Annotated in this window: 17 protein-coding genes; 4 read left to right on the top strand and 13 right to left on the bottom strand. The window is 39.8% G+C overall.

Going from position 1 to position 21471, the window contains the following annotated elements; genetic code table 11:
* Positions 1-74 precede the first annotated feature (74 nt).
* The 6 genes from AZE41_RS05865 to argC all read right to left on the bottom strand — a co-directional run bounded on the left by AZE41_RS05865 (position 75) and on the right by argC (position 7379).
* On the bottom strand, positions 75-1616 hold the full coding sequence (locus AZE41_RS05865) for an S-layer homology domain-containing protein (RefSeq protein ID WP_067206736.1): 1542 nt from the start codon (positions 1614-1616) through the stop codon (positions 75-77).
* A 173-nt stretch (positions 1617-1789) separates the two neighbouring features.
* On the bottom strand, positions 1790-2737 hold the full coding sequence (locus AZE41_RS05860) for a stalk domain-containing protein (protein WP_067206733.1): 948 nt from the start codon (positions 2735-2737) through the stop codon (positions 1790-1792).
* Between the two features lie 475 nt (positions 2738-3212).
* Positions 3213-4382 carry an acetylornithine transaminase gene (locus tag AZE41_RS05855; RefSeq protein ID WP_187046993.1) on the bottom strand — a complete coding sequence of 390 codons (1170 nt, stop codon included), beginning with the start codon at positions 4380-4382 and terminating at the stop codon, positions 3213-3215.
* The gene (gene argB, locus AZE41_RS05850; RefSeq protein ID WP_067206726.1) at positions 4361-5140 is read right to left on the bottom strand and encodes an acetylglutamate kinase; all 780 of its coding nucleotides are present in this window, start codon (positions 5138-5140) and stop codon (positions 4361-4363) included. The genes AZE41_RS05855 and argB overlap by 22 nt, the downstream gene beginning before the upstream one ends.
* Positions 5103-6329 (bottom strand): bifunctional glutamate N-acetyltransferase/amino-acid acetyltransferase ArgJ, encoded by a 1227-nt coding sequence (argJ, locus tag AZE41_RS05845; RefSeq protein ID WP_067206725.1) that lies wholly within the window; start codon positions 6327-6329, stop codon positions 5103-5105. Before argJ ends, argB begins: the two co-directional genes overlap by 38 nt.
* Before the next feature lie 15 nt (positions 6330-6344).
* On the bottom strand, positions 6345-7379 hold the full coding sequence (gene argC / locus AZE41_RS05840; RefSeq protein WP_067206723.1) for an N-acetyl-gamma-glutamyl-phosphate reductase: 1035 nt from the start codon (positions 7377-7379) through the stop codon (positions 6345-6347).
* Positions 7380-7596: 217 nt separating this feature from the next.
* On the opposite strand from argC, the gene AZE41_RS05835 reads away from it, so the two are divergent.
* The gene (locus AZE41_RS05835; RefSeq protein WP_067206721.1) at positions 7597-8376 is read left to right on the top strand and encodes an enoyl-ACP reductase FabI; all 780 of its coding nucleotides are present in this window, start codon (positions 7597-7599) and stop codon (positions 8374-8376) included.
* Between the two features lie 499 nt (positions 8377-8875).
* Here AZE41_RS05835 and argH read toward each other — a convergent pair whose 3' ends face one another.
* The 4 genes from argH to AZE41_RS05815 form a co-directional block, all read right to left on the bottom strand.
* Complete coding sequence (gene argH, locus AZE41_RS05830) at positions 8876-10204, bottom strand: argininosuccinate lyase (protein ID WP_067206719.1); 1329 nt, start codon at positions 10202-10204, stop codon at positions 8876-8878.
* A 305-nt stretch (positions 10205-10509) separates the two neighbouring features.
* Entirely contained in the window at positions 10510-11613 is a 1104-nt protein-coding gene (locus tag AZE41_RS05825; RefSeq protein ID WP_067206716.1) for a Ger(x)C family spore germination protein, read from the bottom strand.
* A gap of 2 nt (positions 11614-11615) precedes the next feature.
* Complete coding sequence (locus tag AZE41_RS05820) at positions 11616-12695, bottom strand: GerAB/ArcD/ProY family transporter (protein ID WP_067206714.1); 1080 nt, start codon at positions 12693-12695, stop codon at positions 11616-11618.
* A gap of 3 nt (positions 12696-12698) precedes the next feature.
* Complete coding sequence (locus AZE41_RS05815) at positions 12699-14171, bottom strand: spore germination protein (protein WP_082786503.1); 1473 nt, start codon at positions 14169-14171, stop codon at positions 12699-12701.
* Between the two features lie 1054 nt (positions 14172-15225).
* On the opposite strand from AZE41_RS05815, the gene AZE41_RS05810 reads away from it, so the two are divergent.
* A complete protein-coding gene (locus AZE41_RS05810; RefSeq protein WP_067206712.1) occupies positions 15226-16128 on the top strand; it encodes a cation diffusion facilitator family transporter in 903 nt (300 codons plus the stop codon).
* Between the two features lie 50 nt (positions 16129-16178).
* Here the strand turns inward: AZE41_RS05810 and AZE41_RS05805 are convergent, their stop codons facing one another.
* Complete coding sequence (locus AZE41_RS05805; RefSeq protein ID WP_067206709.1) at positions 16179-17159, bottom strand: LCP family protein; 981 nt, start codon at positions 17157-17159, stop codon at positions 16179-16181.
* Between the two features lie 20 nt (positions 17160-17179).
* Positions 17180-17833 (bottom strand): DUF1232 domain-containing protein, encoded by a 654-nt coding sequence (locus AZE41_RS05800; RefSeq protein ID WP_067206706.1) that lies wholly within the window; start codon positions 17831-17833, stop codon positions 17180-17182.
* Positions 17834-18070: 237 nt separating this feature from the next.
* Between AZE41_RS05800 and AZE41_RS05795 the strand changes: the two genes are divergently transcribed.
* Complete coding sequence (locus AZE41_RS05795) at positions 18071-18652, top strand: branched-chain amino acid aminotransferase (protein ID WP_082786502.1); 582 nt, start codon at positions 18071-18073, stop codon at positions 18650-18652.
* Positions 18653-18726: 74 nt separating this feature from the next.
* On the top strand, positions 18727-19611 hold the full coding sequence (locus AZE41_RS05790) for a TRM11 family SAM-dependent methyltransferase (RefSeq protein ID WP_082786795.1): 885 nt from the start codon (positions 18727-18729) through the stop codon (positions 19609-19611).
* Between the two features lie 68 nt (positions 19612-19679).
* On the opposite strand, the gene AZE41_RS05785 is transcribed toward AZE41_RS05790, so the two are convergent.
* A complete protein-coding gene (locus AZE41_RS05785; protein ID WP_067206701.1) occupies positions 19680-21227 on the bottom strand; it encodes a sensor domain-containing diguanylate cyclase in 1548 nt (515 codons plus the stop codon).
* Positions 21228-21471 lie beyond the last annotated feature (244 nt).

Raw genomic sequence — 21471 nt, 5'->3', positions numbered from 1 at the left:
GAATAGATGGACCGTTTTCATGAAAAAAAGACGGTGAACCAATTTCCCAATCGGTTCACAATCTAGTGTAGTGGTTATTTCAAATATCTTCTTGAGCCCGCATAGTTTGCTTTGTATGGGTGTGTATCAATGGATACAATTTCCACGTTTCTGCTTGAATTGGGTGCGTGAATCATCTGACCTTTTCCAATATACATGCCGACGTGATAGACCTTCCCTTTACCTTGATTGTACGCAAAAAATAGTAAATCGCCCGGTTGCATATTTTTCCTTGCAACAGGCGTACCATTGACTGCCTGGACGAATGAATCACGTGGAATCATGATGCCGTGGTTTTTGTACACCGAATGGATAAGACCCGAACAGTCAAATCCAAAACCTGATATCCCTGACCAGATGTACGGAAGTCCAAGAAACATCTTGGCACTATCGACGATATCTTGTTGAGTCGGTTTTGGTATTGCAGCAAAGTTTTTAACGACTTTTGCATCTTGCTTACGCAAATATTTCACACCATTGGCAGGCGTTTGAATGTGTAACCAATCCCCTTCTTCCTTAATGACAGGAAGCATTGTTGTGTAGCTGATATCCATGAACTTGTTGGCCTTTTTCGGTTCATTATAAAGAGTAGCGATATTCGTATCAACGATTGCTAGTTGGCAATCCGTATAATCAGTCGTTATTTCTGTCACATGAGATTTCGGAACCCATCCTGGATATCCCGCTTTATTCCTAGGCGTGTATTGGTCCTTTACAGCAATTTCATGCCAGTTTCCGCTACTTTTTAGAATAACAACTTCTTGCCCATAAAGGGCTTGTGTATCTGTTTTTCCAACAAGCCATAATTTTTGACTGACAGACATGCTTTTCGCCCACTTTTGAATGTCGGTAGGATTAGAAATAGAAGGACGGTCCACTACACGATTGTTGTTCGGTGATTTCCATAAGTTTGTCACCTGCACAGCAACAACTGCCGTCTTTTTACCGTCAGACTTATAGCAGACAGGCTGTTTTTTAAATTCTGGGTTCAGTATTCGTGCGAGAAACACACCGAAATTCGCTTTTGTAATGAATGCTGTTGGCTTATATGTATTGTTTGGATAACCCGTTGTGATTTCATTAGCGAAAAGCGTTTTAATAGAATCAGACGCCCAGTATGTCGAATCGACATCTTTGAAAGTCTGTTCTGTTGTTCCCTTCAACTCAAAAGCCTTGACTAAAATCGCTGCCATCTGTCCCCTTGTTAACTTATTGTTCGGCATGAACTCGCCCTCAGCATTACCGTTGACGATACCTTCATCGGTTATTGTCGCAATGATGTCGTATCCCTCATCTTCTGGAGTGACGTCGGTGAAGTTTGGATCGGGTCGGTCTACCGTTTCGAGTCCTAACGCCCTAATAATCATAGCTGAAGCTTCAAGGCGCGTAATTTCTTCATTCACCCCAAAGTTTTGTGCCGGGTCTGCAAAGATAATACCGCGCTCCGCCAAAAAATCTAATTCTGCTTTCGACCCGTACTTATCATTGACGTCTTTAAATAATGGTGCCGCAGAAACATTGCCGAATGTAGCGAACATAACAAGCAGCCCAGTAAAAAATACCATAATCTTTTTCATCAAACATAAACTCCTTTTCTAGTGAAAGATTGTATATTAACAGTACAGGAGATTGAACATTCTGTATAGTGGTTCTTCATGAAATAACATAGAAAAAAGCCTGAAACGCCTGACCTTTTACAGGGCAGTCCCATCGTTTCAAGCTTTTTTTCATATGCCATGCTTTTCGATTGTTAGTTTTGGATTAATAGCTCCAAGAAGTCTTCTGAAACGTATGTTTTCATACCTTTCAATTCTGGTGCAACTTCGAATTTACGAATGCTTTTATTATAACCATACATGTTGTCGCCTCGTTTAATAGTGAATGAACTGTTGTCTAATGTAACAAGTGCACCATTTACTTTTGGTTGAGAAAGAACATGATAACCAAGATGCTCAGCGACTATACGAAGTGGAATCATCTTAACGCCATTTTTCATGTAGTGGTCGTTAGCGATGATGTCTTGTAAGCCTGTTGATACTTCTAGTTTTTCTTCCGGCTCAACTTCAGGTGCTTCTACTGTTGCATTATCCAAAGCAATAATTTTAGTTGGTGGTGTTTGTGGTGGTAGGCTTCTCGTTGTGATTGAGTAAAATACCATCAATTCTTTACCGTTCAACTCTTTCAATTCGATTGCTTTACCTTGTTGATTGAAAAGAGGCGTATCTTTGCCGATATTCAATTTCAACTCGCCATCCAAGCTTAAGAATTCTTTGTCAAACTGGCTGACTTTCACTTCACCAAAAACTTCTTCATCGTTTAAAATGACAATTTCAGGTGTCACTGTTGCCGGATAAATCAGGATCATAGGTTTATTTTTATCATAATAGGCTGAAACAGTTGCACCCTTTTTAAAGTCTGCTGGTTTTAAAGATTTTGTCGTCCCACTATTAAATAGCAAGGAATTATCATTGATGCGCAAAATCGTAATCATTTTATCTTCATTTTCAATCGTTACACGAATTCCCTCTTCTTCTTTTTCAATTTCTTGAATGACACCCGTAGCTTTCATAAAGTTTGTCGTAACTTGTTCTTTTTCACTAATGGCTTGTGTAGTATCTTCTTGTGCTTGTGCTGAATAGCCACCCACTACGCTTCCTGCTAATAGTGCTGCCAATGCGATTGTACCGATTTTCTTCATAATATCTCTCCTCACTTTTCCTTATTCAATTGATTAGACGGAGGACGATGGAAGAAGTTTCATTTTTTTTGGCGGGGCCATTATGGGATATGATCGGTCGGTCGGGTTATATGATCGGGGCGCGGGGGTTATGATCGGGATGCCGGGGTTATGATCGATACGGCAGGGTTATGATCGGGACGACGGATTTATGATCGGGACGACGGATTTATGATCGATACGGCAGGGTTATGATCGGGACGCGGGATTTATGATCGGGACACCGGATTTATGATCGATACGACTGGTATATGATCGGGTTGCCAAATTTATGATCGGACGCCCTTTTTGCATCATCGGGTATGCTTGTCAATTGTATGTAAGTTTCGTTTCAAATACAAAAAGACCCGCTACTTTTAGCGAATCCTTTTGTTTTAACCTTCAGACTGAGGTCTATTGAATAGCGCTTCACTGAACGCCTTAATTCAAAAGTTCATTACGTTATTGCAGTTTTTTCGGGGAGTAGAACTGCTGATAGAATATCCACAGCTTGGTCGATTTCTTCGTATGTAACCGTTAACGGTGGTAATAGTCGAATGACGTTAGCTCCTGCTTGAACGAGCAGTAAACCTGCTTGTTCTGCCTGTTGAATGAATGGCAGAATCTCCTCTTCGCATTCAATACCGAGTAACAGACCCGCCCCACGAATAGAAAACTGGTCTTGCGGCAATAATGCCTGCACTTTTTCAATCAAGTAAGTCGATTTGTCTTCAACTTCTTGCAGAAACTTCTTTTTAAATACAATATCGACAACTGTTTGTGCAACTGCAACGGCCAGTGGATTACCTCCAAATGTCGTGCCATGCGTTCCTGGGCCGAATGAAGGCAAAAGCTCACTTGATCCAAGCATGGCACCAATCGGGAATCCACCGCCTAATCCTTTGGCAAGTGTAATGATATCTGGCTCAAGGTTTGTCTGCTCATAGGCATATCGCGTTCCCGTACGACCAATGCCAGTCTGTACTTCATCGACAATGAGTAAAATACCTTTTGACTTACAGATATCTGTTATTTTTTGTGCAAAGTCCGGGTCAATTTGGTTGACGCCACCTTCTCCTTGAATAACTTCTAGCATAATTGCGGCTACATCGCCGTCAATTGCAGCTTCCAGTTGTTGTTCGTCATTGTATGGAATGATACGAAATGTTTCTAGCAGTGGACCGAAGCCCTCACGAACCTTCGCTTGCCCAGTCGCAGACATGGCGCCGAATGTCCGGCCATGAAAGGATTGTTCGAAGGTAATGATGACGTTTTTCTGTGTATGCTTTCGAGCTAATTTAATGGCTGCTTCATTTGCTTCAGCACCGCTGTTACAGAAAAAAGCATGGCTGAAAGGTGTATCCTTTATAAGCTTAGCTGCCAACAGTTCCTGCTCAGGGCTTTCGAATAAATTTGAGACATGCCATAGTTTTTCACTTTGCTGTTTGACTGCTTCAACGAGCGCTGGATGTGCATGACCAAGACTGACGACCGCGATTCCACTTATGAAGTCGAGGTACTCTTTTCCTTTATCATCCGTCACGACTGTACCTCGCCCTTTTACAAGATGAACTGAACGACGTGCGTAATTTTGAAATAGCGTAGTCAAATGAAAACCTCCTCGCATTTAATTATGGTACCTTCTAATTGCTGTCCGACAATTTGCACCGATGGAATACCTGCATCTAGACAATCAAGTGCAGCTTTCACTTTCGGTAACATGCCTCCGTATATTTCGCCTGTTTCGATCCACTGGACAATTTCGGTCGGTGATGCCGTTTGTTGAACACTTCCTTCTATTTGAATGCCAGGAGTATCCGTCACAAGAAGCAGGCTGTCTGCATTTATTGCCAGAGCAATCTTACTTGCGACTGTGTCCGCATTAATGTTGAGAGGAGCTCCATCTTCTGTTGCACCGATACACGAAATAACTGGCACAAGCCCATCTTTAAGAAGTGTTTCTATTAATTCGGTGCGGACATCCTGGATTTCTCCTACAGAGCCGTACAGTTTTTCATTCAACACTTTACATGTTAGGAGATTTCCATCGTATCCGCTAAGGCCAATCGCATCGATGCCACCTTTATTTAATTGATGGACGAGGGCTGGATTCACTTGACCTATTAATGTCGATTGAACTATCCCCACCGCTTCTTTCGACGTTACACGGATACCGTTTACTACGGATGATAACACTTTATTTCTGGCAAGTTCTTTATTAATAAAAGGTCCCCCTCCGTGAACAAGCACTACATCATTATCGGCTTTTTGCAGTTGTATCATATTCTTGAAAAAGTCTTCATTTAACCCTTCCAACATACTTCCACCAAGCTTTATTACCATTCGTTTACGAGCGATACGTTGCGTTGATTTGGACATAGTCATATGTTAAATCGCACCCCCATGCTACTCCCTTACCAATTCCCTGATGAAGATCCACACTAATTTTCACTTCCGGTTGTTTCAAATAGATCAGCAGTTGCGCTTCTGAAAATGGGACAGGCTCCCCGTTTTCAACAACAGTTGTTGAACCGATTTTAATTTTTATGGCATTCGGATCTAGTGTAGCTCCACTATAGCCGACAGCCGCGATAATTCTTCCCCAGTTGGCGTCACAGCCAAAGATAGCCGTCTTCACAAGCGGTGAACCAACCACCGTTTTAGCAATTTTACGCGCTTCGATATCCGTAATCGCTCCTGATACTTCGACTTCAATAAGCTTCGTCGCGCCTTCTCCATCTTTCGCAATCATTTTCGCAAGGTCTTGAGAAACAGCATGCAATGCTTCCGTGAATTGTTCCCAGTCCGGATGTGCCGGCGTCAATGAATTATTCCCTGCCATCCCATTTGCCATTACGAGCACCATATCGTTTGTAGATGTATCGCCATCTACTGTAATCGAGTTAAACGTCAAATCTGTCACCGTTTTGAGAGCAGCTTGTAGATGAACTGACTCAATCTTAGCGTCCGTTGTGATGAAACCAAGCATTGTTGCCATATTCGGATCAATCATTCCCGATCCCTTTGCAGTTCCGGCGATAGTAATCTTTTTGCCATCAATCACTGTGCTGTATGCTGTGTTTTTTGTTACGGTATCTGTTGTTAGAATCGCTTGTGAAAAAAGAATCGAACCTTCTAATTCAGAACTTGGCTCAAGCTTTTGAATTCCATTTACAATCGGTTCCATTCGCATCATCTCACCGATAATTCCAGTCGATGCAACTCCAACTAATGCAGGTGCAATACCGAGTTTTTCTGCCGCTTTTTGTTGCATAAGACGGGCATCTTTCAATCCTTGCTGGCCTGTACACGCATTCGCATTTCCCGAATTAACAATGATTGCCTGCATTTTTCCCGTTTGTTGCATCGCTTCTTTTGTAACCATTAGCGGTGCCGCCTGAATTGCATTCGTTGTAAATACACCTGCAACATTTGCGGGTACTTCACTAACGAGTAATGCCAAATCATTTTTCTTATGTTTAATTCCACAATGGATGCCCGTGGCTTTAAAACCAATTGGGGACACGATGTTATTTCCCGATATGCGCTTTAGAGCTAAAACTGTTGTCGTCATAATACTCCCCCTAAGTTAGATGAATGCCGGGACAAGTGACAGGCCGGTTATTTCCTCGAGACCGAATTGAACGTTCATGTTTTGAATGGCTTGCCCTGCTGCCCCTTTGACTAAGTTGTCGATGACTGAAACGATTGTTGCCCGATTCGTCCGCGGGTCCACTTTCACAAGGAGATCACAATAGTTTGAGCCGTATACTTGATTGGTTCCAAACTTATCTTTTTCTTGCATAACACGAACAAATGGATGATTAGCATATGCTTCTTTCAGACAATCAATGAGGTGAGCTTCTGTTACCCCCTCCACAACTGGTGCATAACTCGTCGCCAGAATTCCTCTTGTCATAGGAACAAGATGTGTACTAAATGTGATAGGTGGAATTTCTTTTGCAAAGAATGCCAACGCCTGCTCAATTTCTGGAATATGCTGATGCTGATTTAATTTATAGATGGCTGTATTTTCATTTGTTTCGCTGAAATGTGTCATCTGACTAGGCTGATTGCCAGCACCGGATACGCCGCTTTTTGCATCGATAATTAACTGGCTTGCATCGATTGCATTTTCTTTCAATAATGGCAATAGCGACAACAGAACCGCTGTTGGGTAACAACCCGGATTGGCAATTAACTGCGCTTGCCGGATTGCCTCATAATTCCATTCAGTCAATCCGTATACGCTCTGCTCAACAGCTGACGCCGATGCTGGTTCTTTTTTATACCACTGCTCATATTGAGACAGATCTTTTAAACGGAAATCTCCCGACAAATCGATAAGCTTCGGTCCTTTTCCGATTAACGGAGGAAGAAGTTTGCTGGCAACACCAGCTGGAGCACTTGAGAATACGACATCGAATTCCGCTAACCTGTCTAGCTCTATTTTTTGAAGTGGCTGATTGACTATATTCATAAGATGTGAATACTTATGTGAAAAAACTACACCTTCTTCAGATGAAGTGAATAATTCAATTTGTTCGACTTTTGGGTGGTTATGCAGTAGCCGGATGAGCTCAAGTCCACCGTACCCTGATGCGCCAATGATTCCTACTTTCATTACAATCACCCCTGTTTATAAGTTATTCTTATTATATGTATGCATAATTATAAAGTCAACTGTATTTTTATTTATGTTTGAATTATGTATCTTTGAATACGTTTTCATTTTTATGTAATGGCTATTCACAACTTCTGAACAAATGTGCTATAATTCTTTTAGCATCTGGTACTAATAATAGGTATATAAGATTTTATTACCTACTCAGGAGGTTACTATGGACGATTTACTTAAAGTTAAAGGTAAGAACATTGTTGTAATGGGCGTGGCAAATGAACGAAGCATTGCTTGGGGCGTCGCAAAAACACTTTTTGCAGTCGGTGCAAATGTTATTTTCACATATAGAAAAGAGCGTTCACTTGCTAAACTTGAAAAACTATTAAGTGCAGCCGGTTTTGAAGCAAAACTGATTGTGCAATGTGATGTAAATGAAGATGAAAGTATCCATGAAGCATTTGGGAAAATTGGCGCTGAAGTCGGTACAATTCACGGAGTTGTCCATTCACTTGCATTTGCGCATGCAGAAGATCTGAAAAACGACTTTGTTGAGACTACGAGAAGCGGATACGCATTTGCGCAGGATACGAGTTCTTATTCACTCATTGCGACTGCTAGAGAAGCACGTCCATACATGACAGACGGTGGTTCGATCGTAACAATGAGTTATTTAGGCGCGCAACGTGTGCTTGATGGCTATAATGTGATGGGTGTTGCTAAAGCAGCGCTTGAAGCATCTGTGAAGTACTTGGCGTTTGACTTGGGGAAAGAAAATATCCGTGTCAACGCAATCTCAGCTGGTGCGATTCGCACACTGTCTGCAAAAGGCATAGCTTCCTTCAATACGATTTTGACTCAAATTGAAGAAAACGCTCCATTAAGACGCAACGTCACACAAGAAGAAGTAGCGGACATGACACTTGTTACGTTGAGCAATCTGTCCCGCGGCGTAACTGGTGAAATCATTTATGTAGATGCTGGCTATAATATTATGGGTTAAGAAAATAGCTTGAAAGGATAAATTGTCCTTTCAAGCTATTTTTTTGTTTCGATATGAGGAGTGTTAACATATATCTCCGCGGACCAAGCATATAATCCCGCTTACCAATCATATATCCCACTTACCAAGCATATACCCCACTTACCGATCATATATCCCACTTACCAAGCATATAACCCACTTACCAAGCATATAACCCACTTACCGATCATATAACCCGCTAACCGATCATATAACCCACTTACCAATCCTATTTCCCCCTTACCAAGCATATAACCCACTTACCAAGCATATAACCCACTTACCGATCATATCCCCCCCTAACCAAGCATATATCCCACTTACCGATCATATCCCCCGCCAACCAAGCATATATTCCGCCAACCGAGCACACTTCCCCCTAACCGATCATATCCCTCCGCACACCGAGCATAACCCCCCACTCACATGCCACAACATAAAATAAAAAGGACTGTCCTTTTTCAGACAGTCCCATCCTTTATTTCCCCACTTGCTTCATCAAGTGCTTATTCCCTTTTGTAATAATATTTTCATAATCAATATAATCATATATATCTTCCGTAATTTGCTCGCTAAACTTAGCCAACTCTTCGACTGTCAAATCCTCGATTGCTTTCTTCTGTTGCTCACAATAAATAATCAATCTGCCAACGATTTCGTGTGCATCACGGAATGCTGTTCCTTTGCCTACTAAATAATCGGCAACTTCTGTCGCGTTGAGGAAGCCTGCTTTAATCGCTGCTTTCATATTATCCGCATTGACGTGTAGCGTATCAATCATTTTCGACATAATTTCAAGACAGTCCATTACCGTATCAAGTGCGTCGAAAAATTGTTCTTTATCTTCCTGCATGTCTTTATTATAAGTAAGGGGCAATCCTTTCAACGTCGTCAACAATGAAAACAAGGAACCATAGACACGTCCCGTTTTCCCGCGAATTAATTCTGCAGCATCAGGATTTTTCTTTTGTGGCATAATGCTACTTCCCGTTGAATAGGCATCTGCCATATCGATGAATTTAAATTCTTGGCTGCTCCACAAAATAAGTTCTTCACTCAATCGGCTCAAGTGCATCATAACAATTGAGAAATCCGACATTAATTCAAGTAAATAATCGCGGTCACTAACGCCGTCTAGGAAATTGTCCACTGGTTTTGCAAACCCTAATAACGCAGTCGTTACGTCGCGGTCGATGTTATGCGTTGTACCTGCAAGCGCTCCGCAGCCTAATGGGTTTTCATCCAAAATATCAATCGCATTGCCTACACGCTTTTTATCCCTTTTGAACATTTGTGCATAAGCCCCTAAATGGTGGCCGAACGTAACGACTTGCGCACGCTGTAAATGTGTATAACCAGGCATAATTACATTGTTTGCTGCCCCTTTAGTATTCAACGAATCGATAAGCATTTGCAGACTATCCATCACTTGCGCCGCTTTGCCTTTTGCATACAAGCGCATGTCCACAGCGACTTGGTCATTACGGCTACGTGCTGTATGTAGTTTCTTTCCTGTTTCTCCAATACGTTCCGTCAAATGCATTTCTACGAATGAATGGATATCCTCATAATTGCCTTCAATTTTAATCGCACCCGTTTCGATATCTTGCAAAATGGAATCGAGTCCACCCACAAGCAGATCGCCTTCTTCTGGTGTCAATAAATCACAGTGCACCAGCATCGTAACATGCGCAAAGCTTCCTGCAATATCCTCTTTATACAACCTATGATCAACAGGTAATGATGTATTAAATTGCTCCATTATTTCATCCGCACGACTTGTAAAACGTCCGCCCCAAAGTTTCATGTATAATCAACCTCTCGAATGTATTATTATTCATTTTAATGTATTATAATAATCATTCTACATGATTGCAACAATAATTACAGATTGACTGTATTGCAATAATTTGTATTAGTTATAAAAAGTGCAACCGATCATTGCACTTGTCATATCACCAATAGAACAATTTTCTTCACTTCTGTTAGTGAAGCATTTATTCGCATGAAATATTGGTGAGTAGGGCTTGGGAAGATCCATTTTCACTGGATCATCTCCCGTTCGCTTTCGACGAACTAATCACAACATATTTACCGTAAGACATGTTTGATTTACTTTATAATACCTGCGTTAAGAATTTTAAAATCCACATCTACCTTGTATTCTGCCGTTTCTATTATTTTCTCCGTTAATTCATCCGTCCATTTCCCTTTGTGATACATTCTAAAATTCTCACTAAATCCAACTGGGTCAACTTTCAATTCCTGTAACTTTTTCAGCAAATCTTCTATTTCTTTTTTTATGTGTTTGCTAATTTCTTTTTCAAGCTTTTTATTCTCCTCAACTTTACTAAGATCCCTTTTCCCCTTATATTCAACAATCACTCCTTCTATTTCAAGTGAAATGGACAACTCTGGAGATTCAATATCTTTATTGCTCTTTATTTTTAATTTGTTTTTAATTTGTTCAAGAAATAGTTGTTGATCCTTCTCACTTTCTTTGAATTCAACTGCAATTGGCGAAAGCTTTTGAAGTCCTTTCAACGCTTGAATTAGTAACGATTCCTGATTCGTAATCGTTTGAACCATTTTTTCATTATTAAACAAAGCGATACTAGTGATTTTAAGTGATTTCCCCTTTTTTTCTAAAAAAGGAACCATCGTATGATATATCGGACTTGTTTGGGTGTTCATGTACTCTTGAATCGTTGTAAAAGGACTAAAAGAATTATGGAGTTTAGGCTGAAACAAATCATTCAAATAAGCATCCAGATGTTCATTTTCAGGGTAATCGGCTTGTAGAATATCTTCCGCTCTATCTTTTACCACTGCAAGACGAACTTTATTCCCAACTGTTGAATCTCTATAAAAATGTTCAATTACTTGCGTCATCTTTCCACTCTTCGCAAACTCTTCATTAACTAAAACTGTACGTAGCTGGTTTAATATAATCATTTTGTCTGCTTCAGAAGATATTTTGACAAGACCTTCTTGTACCATCTCTGTGTTAACTGAATAGACTTCCGTTAGTACTGGAGACTCGCCCATTGGTTGGGGTATCGATACGGTCATCCACATTTCTTTATCATTCACGTAATCGAGGGCAACGCTACTGACTAACGCTAAATCTTCCACGGAACCCCGCTGGCCATCTTGCGTGCAACCTGCTATGAAAACGGAACATATAATAAGCAGTCGTAAATTAATTTTCCACATCTCTATCCCTCGTTCTTTTTTTGTTTAAGTACATGGATTATACATAATACAACTGGCCATATAAACAGCGCATACATAACGTAAAAAACACGTTCAAACAACAGCTTTTGAAACTCTTCCATAAATGGAAATTGGACAATTACGTAGACGAGCGCTGCTATAATGTATAGATGTGCCTTCTTAGATGTTGATCGAATTGAATCTAACCCTCTCTTTGCAACCCACAAGTAAGCAGCAGTCGTAGATAAAATAAGAAACACCCACATCGTCATGGCTAAAACGTCGATTCGTTCTAGAAATGATAATTCTACTTCTTTAAATAATCCTAAAACGGGATACAAAACATTTTTAAGTTGCCAATCCGAATAATACATTACACTCACGAAGGTGAATGCAAAAGTGAACAAAACGGATATCCATATTCCAATTGAAACATGTTTCAATGTTTTTTTTTGATTGATGATATGTGGAAAATAAAACAATATTAATTCGAAACCGCCAACCGCTAGTAACCCTTTTTTAGTTGCTGTGTAAAACTCCTGCTTATTGAAGTTAAAAAAAGGCATCATATGACGAATATCCCCCGCAACAAAACCCCATTTCAAAAAGTAAACGGATCCTATTGTTAAGAAAAAGGCCATGATACAAAATCGTGCGATTGATTTAATCTCGCCGCTTACGATGTAAATGAGCAAGAGTAAAAAAATGAGTAGAGGGCCTGTAATTGTACGGTCTATAAGTGCACTAACTTGGATTAATTGAAAGTAACTTGCGCAGACGGCTGCTATCACTATGATGAAATAGACCAGCAGAACAACATTTAAACTCTTCCCTAGCCATTTGCCAAGCAGTTTTTCATGAATGGCGAATAAATTATCGTCAGTATATTTTAGACCTAGCCATATCATCGGAATAAGTGCGATATTTGCGATAATCCCAAACAATAGGGGCATCCACCACTGACTGTAGCCCATTGCGCTTATTCGATTCGGCAATGACAAGACAGTGGTCCCTACAATCACATTTTGAACAAGAAACACGACATGGTAACTATTCAGTACTTTTAATTTAGTATTATCCATTACTCATTTCCCCCCTTCTACAGGAGGTTTTTTTGTACTCTGTGCCCTTGAAATACCCGCCTTTCGTCTACGGTACAAAGTTGGCACACGCACAACACTGTTTAGATAATCTGACCATTTCCTTGGTATTACGGGCGTCATATATGGGGTCCCTAAAGAAGTTAAACTTAATAAATGATGAAAAAGCCATGCAAATGCAATCATCTGACCGTATAGTCCAAACATACCCGCGGCCACAATAAATAAATAGCGAATCGAACGACTCGCGTTACTCATTACAAAATTCGGCGGTAAAAAGGACAACAGCGCTGAAATCGCGACTAAAACAATAAGTACATTACTCACAAGACTTGCTTCAACCGCAGCTGTTCCAATGACAATCCCGCCAACAATACCTATCGTTTGACCAATTTTTGTCGGCATTCGTGTGCCGGCTTCTCTTAATATTTCAATAACGAGTTCCATAAATAGCACTTCAAGAACAGGAGAAAAAGGAACCTTTCCTCTAGACTCTTGTAAGTTTAGCAAAACATTAAAAGGCAACATTTCCGGATGATGAGATAGCACTGAAATATACGTAGGCGTTAATATTATCGTTAAGAAAAAACCAAAAAAACGAAGAGCACGAAGAAGTGAGGCCGTTGTCCATCGGTTATAATAGTCTTCAGGGGAAGTAAATAGTTCAAAAAATGAAATTGGACAAATTAACAGTGCTTGACTGTTATTCATTAAAATAGCGACTCTTCCGTCTAACAAATAGTTTACTGCAGCATCAGGTCTAACCGTCCCATGAAATTGCGGGAATGGTGAAAATGGATGATCATCCATTAGTTGTTTTAATACGGAGATATCATTAAATCCCGGATGTTTAATTTCAGAAATTTTTTTTAATACTTTATCCAAATTGTCCTTATTCACAATATGCTCCATATAAACGACAGAAATTTTAGTATTTGTTTCAGTTCCTATGGTGTAGTCCTCGTTTTTTAGACCCGTATTTCGAAGCCTTCTTTTTATTAGTGATAGGTTTGTTTTTAACGATTCGGTAAAGGCATCTTGCGGGCCAATGACGCTCGATTCGGTATCAGACCCAATAATTGAACTCATGGGAGGGCTATATGTATGAACAGTTATAAATAGATTTTTTTTATGAAAATATACGATCGTATTTCCTTCAGTGATTGAAAATAAAACACCAGAAAGATTGACTTTCTCTGGCACATCAGCCGATTTTAGCAAGTCTTCCTTTTGATCTAACAATGGAAAAATAACAGTTCTGTACAAAGTAAGCTTTTCGATAAGTGAGCTAAAGTAAATGATCGTCACTAGCTCATCGGGTGTTTGAATGTCTTTAAATACGGCATCATTTATTCCAGTTAACTCGTTCTTAATAGCGGCAATCGTAATGAGCACCTTGTCATTCTGAGAGGATGTTCCATTATTGTGACTATCCTCCCCTCCTTGCAAAAAACTCATCAAGATCACCTCCCTTTTTGTATACTGTTAGTTTCACTATCTCCTAAATCTTGATAATTTATTCTAAACGGGGGTAGTATACATCATAATTTTCTCCTTTATAATAAGTTGAAACTCGTCTGTTGATTAACCATTTGCTTGCATAAATAACAGGTAAGAAGAGGCTTGAAAACTTCCATTTTCACTGGATCATTTCCGGCTCGCTTTCGGCACACTATTCCCGATATGATTAACGGGGGAGAGGGTGTGACTAAGTACCTGTCGCAAACCTACACTAATTAAGTGAAAAATGCAGTTGCTTTAGAAGTAAAGAAGAACAACCTTTTTCACAAGGTATAAGTGCCCAAAGATGCAATTTCGGGCACTCTGGTACATTGTACAATGTGTAATTTAGTGAGGCTTATACTCCACATCATGTAAGCTCCTATAGAAAGTAACACTTCCTAAAATAAGAAAAGAAAAGACCATAGAGAAAGCTTCAGCCGCCAAAATTGGATCTTTGGCGGCTTTTACCCAGTTAGGAACCCTCTATTCCCCCGTTCCCAAAAGCATTAGCACTTCGTGTACCTTTGCCTTTGGAGAGCGACTGATGAACGACCACCAGGCGATTACTGAAGAAAATGTATAGGGATGCGGCGAAGTCGCATCTCTATACATAAAAATAGCTCAGTTATGTATAGAAGTTGTTAAATCCAAAGCGAGCCAGAAGCAACTGTACACCGAGCGCCTAGTAGTCAATTAAGTTATTAATTGGTTATTTAACACGAGTGATGTTGATATAAAGAATTTCATTGGATTCGCTAAGGCGCCTTTGCTCAGTTTAAATAGATATTCATTTGTTCAAGACCTATGGTAAAGAATTGATGAAGTGCTAGCACTTTTCCTTGCTGTCTGAATCTGGCAGTGTTACAATTGGAAAACGTCTTAATTTAGCGAGTGATAGCTATGAATGCATTCAACTTAAACGATTATACGAATACCCAAAAACCTTGACAGGAGCCTGTCAAGGTTTTTTGTTTCCCTCGGGAAACATATCAATAGGAGGTCATCATTGATGAATAAGCATAGTCATTCAAGCGCTTCAATAATTGCGGTTTGGATTAGTTTAATAAGCAATATCCTCCTAACAGGGATTAAACTTGTTGTGGGCTTCCTCTTTCAAAGTCCGGTCCTTCTAGCTGACGGTTTCCATAATGCAGGCGACGTGATTGCCAGCGGTGCTGCTCTGACCTCAATGCGAATATCCAAACGTCCCGCTGATGATGACCATCCTTATGGTCATGGAAAAGCGGAAGTCATCAGTTCTGCCATTGTTGCACTGATTTTAGGATTAGCCGCCATTTATATTGCGTATGAAGCAATTTCTGCACTTTTTGAGGAACCAGCAAAGGCTAGTTTAATAGCCTTACTAACTGCATTCATTTCGCTAATATGGAAACATGCCTTGTATGTCTATACAATCCGGATTGGTAAATTGACCAATAGTAAAGGGTTGATTGCGACCGCCTATGACCACTTGGCAGACGTTTACGCCTCCCTAGCAGCTGTTGTCGGAATTGGACTTGCACTTGTTGGTGATCTGTACAACATTCACTTCCTCTCTTACGGTGATCCGGTTGCCGGTATCATTGTGTCGTTTTTAGTGCTCAAACTTGCTTATGATATCGGAAAAGAAGCAATGGATGTCCTAATGGAGAAAAATATAAGCCGGCACAGACTGGATGGATTCGCGGCCTTAATCATGACAATCCCTGAAGTGAAACGGATTGACCGTTTGCGAGCTCGGGAACATGGACATTATATTCTTGTAGACCTGCGTGTAGGTGTACCAGGTGAAATGACTATCCAAGAAGGGCATGATGCTTCACGAAAAATCAAGGATACCATCATGGCTAGTAATGAAGATGTAGATGAAGTTTTGATTCACTTAAACCCTTGGTATAAAGAAGACGAATAATAAAATGGCGTACATGTCAGCTGACATGTACGCCATTTTTTGTTCGTTACTTAGTTTTCAGGTTGCTCTTCGACTAATTCAGCATCTACCACTTCGTCCTCTGTCGATAAAAACTGTTGTAATGCCTCTTTGTTTTGCTCGAAATCAATACTTAGAACTTCCCCTGCCGCTACACGCTTCTCTTCAAAAGAGTGTTCAACAGGAATACGTAGCGTCTCTATTTTATCAGTCTTGCCAAGAAGTAAACCTTTACCGATTGTAAGGATTGTTCGATTATCCACATTTGTATTAACGTAAGGCTCCACAACGCCGAGTAACTTAGGCAAGTTTAGTAAACTGTGGATGCTCACAGCTTCATCCTTTAATTTCGACAATGCTTCCTGCTGCCGTTCCACCCGCCCATAATCATTATTTTTATCGTGGCGGAAACGCACATAGCCAAGTAACTGTTCGCCATTTAAAACTTGGTTTCCAGGCTGTAATGTCATTCCAATTCCATGAGACATGGCATAAGGAATATCAACTTCTATCCCATTAGGAGCTACAACGTCTACGATTTTCGAAAATCCAGTAAAGTCAACAATTGCATAGGAATGAATATCAATATCAAAATTTTGCTTAATCGTTTGTCTTACAAGTTCCGGACCTCCAAGTGAAAAGGCAGAATTGATCTTATGACTTCCGTGATTAGGGATATCCACATACGTGTCTCTCATAATAGATACGAGTTTCATCTGATGAGTTGTTTGGTTATAATGAGCAATCATTAGCGTGTCAGCTCGTGCATCTTCTTCTCCTCGGGAGTCACTACCTAATAACAGAACATTAATTTCACCAAATTGTGGATCCGCACCTTCAAATTCATCAAATGACGCGCTGTCATCTTTAAGTGATCCTTCGTTTGCCATAGATAATCCGCTATAGTATTGGACTACTCCGTAAATGATTCCCGCTAACAAAATCAATGTAGTTACTATAAAGAAATTTCTTAGTCCTTTACGTTTCTTATTTCTTCGCTCGCTTCTTTTCATTCAAAAATCCACCTATCGCTTTATTCTATGTTAGTTCTTCCTATTGAATTTGAAGCAAGTTGTACTGCAATCGCATCATCTAAATAACCAATGGCAAATAGATAGTCAGGGATAGCGTCTAAAGGAATGATAAAATATAATAATGCACTTCCAATTATCGCAAGTTCACTCCGTGTACCCTTCCCCAGACGAAACTTCTTGAATAAGTCCTTCATCTGACAAATAAGTGGCCCGATGCTACCCACACTTTCCAGCTTCTTTCCGAATCCAGTAAGAATATCGTTTTTTCCTTCTACTGTTTGTACATACTGTTGGTACTTTGCTAACTTCTGTTCGATGACGGCTTCAGTTACATTTTGATTTGCCACGTCTGAAGATGCAAAAACCTCCTGAATACTTTCAGCAGATGTACGGTTCTTCAACAAAAAATCTTCCTGCTTCTGTTCAATAGGGTAACCAGCTGCTTCAACAAGATCGACCAAAGGCACTTCTAAACAGTCAGCAAATCGCTCTAAATGTTGCAGGTTCGCTTTTCTTTTACCGTTTATCACTCGTGAAATGGTAGCTGTATCGATTTTGCTAAGTTCACTTAGTTTTCGCATTGACAATGAACGCTCTTTTAATAATTCCCTTAGTAACAAACCAAGAGGCGAATTGATTACGTCTTTAGCCATTATCAATTCTCCTTTCCTTGAAACTAACCGAGAATTAGACGCTATGAAGAATTGTATAATTGTGTTGACAATTTGTCAATATAAATAAACCCCATCTTCTTCGACCACTTTTTTAAAAATAGTTGAAGGAAATACGTGTTACAAATTAAAAGCCTAATGAAACAATGTAGGCTATACTAGTAGGTAAGAGGAACAGAGTATAATTCAATTCCTCTCTAGTCAAGGAGCTGATCTGAAATGTTAAAAAAACAGATGGAAAAGTATATTGCTGAAAATACGCTGGATAATAAAATCGAGTTCTTTAATGTGGATAAAGAATATGTCACCAAACATCAATTGATTGCCGGTGATGTAACCGTTGTAGAGAAAGCGTTTAAATTCAGTGCCATAGAGCGGTGCGTGAAAGAGACGGAAAATCTGATACGGGAGGAAGATCAGAACTTTCTAAATGAAAGCATTTCCTACTTAAAAAATCATATGAATGAATTCGTTTACGTAGAATCAAATGCTTTTGAAGTAATCAGAGTCGACGCTGTCGTTCTAGAACTTGATGATGTCTTCGAAACTTATACAGCCCTATTCGGACTAAAATTACAAAAGAAATTCGGGAATGACATGAAGGCATATCTTGACACGCATTTACATGGAGATGGAGCTAAATATAGTGTGATGTTTTCAAATGAAGACGGGTTATGGGATATGAATTTTGCACTTAATTATATTGAAGGTTTTAGTGAAGATTTATCTTTTGTTGAGGTTTATCAACTGATGTATGACTTTATATTCAAAATGGTTGAGGCCGTTGATGAAGCGCAATGAAGGATGGGAATTAATTGAATGATTTAGGTTTTATTTACACATATACGCAGCACACAGATGAGCATGATTTGTGCATGTTAGAGATGAGATCATTTTTCGGCTTTGATGTCACTTCTACTGTGTTGAGAAGTTCGATTGAAATTGATCCAAGTCGCAGCGCATTTATGAAAGAACGACTGGACATTATGTATGAAGGCGACAATCTTGAGGAAATCTCCCGACAAGTTGAACAATACGATTTAGGTGGCTCTACATTTAGAGTCGTCAGTTTGAATACAACGGATCTCGATACGACGAAAAAGATTGGGCATCCGGAGCGTAGGAAAATTGAGCGTGAAATTGGACTACGTGTCAATGGTACTCCCGACTTAGTGAACCCACCTGCAAATACGTTTGGCATTGTTTTATTAGATGGTAAGTGGTATTTTGGGAAGCTTGTTGAAAGTGAGTCGGTCTGGTTCCTTCATCAGAAAAAACCGCATATGTACTCTACGGCATTAAGTACACGTGTCGCAAGAGCAGTGGCCAATATTGCGATTCCGCATCCAAAAGGTGTACGAGCCATCGATCCATGTTGCGGCATTGGTACGGTGCTGGTTGAAGCATTGTCGATGGGCATTAATATCGTCGGACGAGATATTAACCCGCGTGTCGTTTTGGGATCAAGAAAGAACATTGCTCACTTTGAGCTAGAAGGCACTGTAGAAATCGGTCCTATTGCAGAAGTCGTTGACGACTATGATGTTGCGATTATTGACATGCCTTATAATCTTTTTACACATATTACTCCTGAAGAACAGCTTGAAATATTGAAGGAAGCACGCCGGATTACGAAGAAAGTCATCGTAGTGACGATTGAAACAATCGATCACATGCTTGAAGAGGCTGGATTCGTCATTACTGATCGCTGTGTTGCGAAAAAAGGACATTTTCACAGACAAGTGCTTGTCTGTGAATAAAAGGAAAGACCTCGTTTAAAGTAACGAGGTCTTTCCTTTTGTGATTTCACGGGCAAAATCGAGGCTATTTAATTTTCAGATAGCACAACTCTATTCCTTCCATCCACTTTTGCTTGATATAATGCTTTGTCTACCCTGCTGAATAGTTCTAGTATTGATTCCCGATTACTATGATAACTACCGACACCTAATGAAATTGTTATATTATTATTTGTTGGACATATAGTTGACGTGACATTTATACGAAGTCTTTCAGCGATATCCATTGCTTCCTTGACATCCGTTTCAGCTAGCAGGATTACAAACTCTTCCCCACCCAATCTAATACAGACATCGTCGCCCCGTATAATTTCGCTCATTTTTCCAGATAGAAACTTAAGCACTTCATCTCCGATTTGATGGCCATATCGATCATTGACAGCTTTAAAATGGTCGATATCAATCATAATCATAGAAAATGGTCGATTTTCCATAGTCCATTTTGCAGTGATTTTGTCTCCGTACCTGCGATTCTTTAGTCCGGTAAGAGGGTCTGTGTAGGAGCGTTCCTTATAATCCTCAACCCTCTGTTGCTGACTGTTTGCGTATTCGTGAATTGTTTCATTTAACTGCTTAGCCTCAAAATACCATGTTGGAATGTCAGCACATTCGCTTTGTCCCCCATTTTCTTTTAGATTTGCCGAAAATGTCGCCAATTTACGCAACGGATATGATAATCTCCCGGACAGAACAATGGTTAACAAGAAAAAGAATAGGATAAAAGGAAGGGCATACAGTAACATTTTGTAGACCATCCCCTTCAAAGGTTCAATGCTTGCTACATAAGGTGTTTGGGAAACAACTCCCCACTTACTCGACTTAATGTATGTGTACCCAGCAAGAAACTCCTTTCCTTCTGAGTTTGTAACTTTTTGTGCTCCACTTTTATGTCTCAGTACTTTTTGTGTAACTTCATTTTCACTGATATTCTCACCAATACGTTCAGGATTTGGATGATAAACCAGCATCCCCCTATTATCGACTACCCACACATAAGATCCGTCCGTAGCAAAGTGTTCATGAAGAATATCATGAATAATATTATCTTCCTGCAAATAAATCGTGCCGCTTAAAAAAACGAGGTATTCATTTTTTTCGTTCCACAATGGGGTGGAAATTAAAATAAGCAGTCTGCCGGTTGCAGCTCTGTAAGGCGTAGAGATCAGGTTCTTTCTTTCATATAGTGCTTCTTTTGGACCTTCTGTATCTAGTTTCTTCCCTACTATACCCACTTCCGGCGAGGTGGCAAGTACTACGCCATCTTTGTTTACAACGGAGAGCGAGTTAAAGTTTTTACTACTGCTTATTAAGTCCGCAAGTTTTTCAGTTAACTTTTCAGCATCGTCAATTTCAGCACTCATTTCAGACGCTTTAACTTGCAAATTACTTTGCATTCCTTTAAATACTTCTTCCGTTAGTTGCGACAGCTTCATTGAGTAAACTCTATTAATCTCTAGGGAGTTATTTATTAAATTTTCTTTTGTAACAAAATATCCAGATAACAACGTGATACTGAGAATACCAATCATCGCAAATGATACGAGAAGCGTTATCCAGAATCGTAATGTCTTGATCATATTTAATACCTCTTTTTTTGTTGTATTTCACTTCTATTATTATATCGGTTATTTAGAGAACTGTTGAATTGCTTGGATTATTAACAAAAAATATGTACAGGATTAGGAAGCATTTTATTGGTTGTGGATAGACTACGGCTTCCTATATATGGTATACACTCACTATATAAGATATACTATAGGGATAACTTTGCCTAGTAAATATCCCTTATAGTATAGTACATATTCGAAAGTCATGGTGATA

It is taken from the genome of Sporosarcina psychrophila, from assembly GCF_001590685.1.
GTDB lineage: Bacteria > Bacillota > Bacilli > Bacillales_A > Planococcaceae > Sporosarcina > Sporosarcina psychrophila.
The sequence above is the reverse complement of the archived record's forward strand: the minus strand, read 5'-3'. Positions and strand labels throughout refer to the sequence as shown.

What these genes read in the sequence shown, in the direction of transcription:
- AZE41_RS05865 (WP_067206736.1), bottom strand. Translation starts at nt 1,616, where the DNA reads ATGAAAAAGATTATGGTATTTTTTACTGGGCTGCTTGTTATGTTCGCT.
- AZE41_RS05860 (WP_067206733.1), bottom strand. Translation starts at nt 2,737, where the DNA reads ATGAAGAAAATCGGTACAATCGCATTGGCAGCACTATTAGCAGGAAGC.
- AZE41_RS05855 (WP_187046993.1), bottom strand. Translation starts at nt 4,382, where the DNA reads ATGCGAGGAGGTTTTCATTTGACTACGCTATTTCAAAATTACGCACGT.
- argB (WP_067206726.1), bottom strand. Translation starts at nt 5,140, where the DNA reads ATGACTATGTCCAAATCAACGCAACGTATCGCTCGTAAACGAATGGTA.
- argJ (WP_067206725.1), bottom strand. Translation starts at nt 6,329, where the DNA reads ATGACGACAACAGTTTTAGCTCTAAAGCGCATATCGGGAAATAACATC.
- argC (WP_067206723.1), bottom strand. Translation starts at nt 7,379, where the DNA reads ATGAAAGTAGGAATCATTGGCGCATCAGGGTACGGTGGACTTGAGCTC.
- AZE41_RS05835 (WP_067206721.1), top strand. Translation starts at nt 7,597, where the DNA reads ATGGACGATTTACTTAAAGTTAAAGGTAAGAACATTGTTGTAATGGGC.
- argH (WP_067206719.1), bottom strand. Translation starts at nt 10,204, where the DNA reads ATGAAACTTTGGGGCGGACGTTTTACAAGTCGTGCGGATGAAATAATG.
- AZE41_RS05825 (WP_067206716.1), bottom strand. Translation starts at nt 11,613, where the DNA reads ATGTGGAAAATTAATTTACGACTGCTTATTATATGTTCCGTTTTCATA.
- AZE41_RS05820 (WP_067206714.1), bottom strand. Translation starts at nt 12,695, where the DNA reads ATGGATAATACTAAATTAAAAGTACTGAATAGTTACCATGTCGTGTTT.
- AZE41_RS05815 (WP_082786503.1), bottom strand. Translation starts at nt 14,171, where the DNA reads ATGAGTTTTTTGCAAGGAGGGGAGGATAGTCACAATAATGGAACATCC.
- AZE41_RS05810 (WP_067206712.1), top strand. Translation starts at nt 15,226, where the DNA reads ATGAATAAGCATAGTCATTCAAGCGCTTCAATAATTGCGGTTTGGATT.
- AZE41_RS05805 (WP_067206709.1), bottom strand. Translation starts at nt 17,159, where the DNA reads ATGAAAAGAAGCGAGCGAAGAAATAAGAAACGTAAAGGACTAAGAAAT.
- AZE41_RS05800 (WP_067206706.1), bottom strand. Translation starts at nt 17,833, where the DNA reads ATGGCTAAAGACGTAATCAATTCGCCTCTTGGTTTGTTACTAAGGGAA.
- AZE41_RS05795 (WP_082786502.1), top strand. Translation starts at nt 18,071, where the DNA reads ATGTTAAAAAAACAGATGGAAAAGTATATTGCTGAAAATACGCTGGAT.
- AZE41_RS05790 (WP_082786795.1), top strand. Translation starts at nt 18,727, where the DNA reads ATGTTAGAGATGAGATCATTTTTCGGCTTTGATGTCACTTCTACTGTG.
- AZE41_RS05785 (WP_067206701.1), bottom strand. Translation starts at nt 21,227, where the DNA reads ATGATCAAGACATTACGATTCTGGATAACGCTTCTCGTATCATTTGCG.